This is a genomic window from Corynebacterium sp. HMSC034B08 (assembly GCF_001835805.1).
Lineage (GTDB): Bacteria > Actinomycetota > Actinomycetes > Mycobacteriales > Mycobacteriaceae > Corynebacterium > Corynebacterium coyleae.
This window is the reverse complement of record NZ_KV825922.1, coordinates 1-528: the sequence shown is the minus strand read 5'-3', so window position 1 is coordinate 528 and position 528 is coordinate 1. Positions and strand designations below refer to the sequence as shown.

The 528-nt window shown below is 56.8% G+C and carries 1 protein-coding gene; it reads left to right on the top strand.

Annotated elements, in window-relative coordinates; genetic code table 11:
• Positions 1–528 (top strand): recombinase family protein (locus HMPREF2656_RS02845; protein WP_141760989.1); only part of this gene is annotated, 528 nt, incomplete at both ends.

Here is a 528-nt window from a genome sequence, read left to right as displayed (position 1 = left end):
TTCGAGAAAGAAGGCATCTGGACCTTCGACGCAAAAGGCGAGCTCCTCATCACCATCATGAGCTCGCTGGCGCAAGAAGAAGCCCGCTCCATCTCCGAAAACGTCACCTGGGGGCACCGCAAACGCTTCGCCGACGGCAAGGTCACCGTCCCATATTCTCGGTTCCTCGGATACGACAAAGGCGAAGACGGCAGCCTCGTCATCAACCCCGAGCAAGCCAAACTCGTGCGCCGGATCTACAACATGTACTTAGGTGGCATGTCCATCGGAACGATCGCCCGCACCCTCACCGACGAACCAGAGACCTTCACCGCCGCAGGCAACAAGACCTGGTATTACCGATCCATACGAGCGATTCTCACCAACGAGAAATACAAGGGTGACGCTCTCCTGCAGAAGTCGTACGTCGCTGACTACCTGACGAAACGTCAAGTCATCAACCAAGGCGAAGTACCCCAGTACTACGTCACCGCCAGCCATGAGGCGATCATCAGCCCGGCAGTGTGGGACTTCGTCCAAGCCGAAATA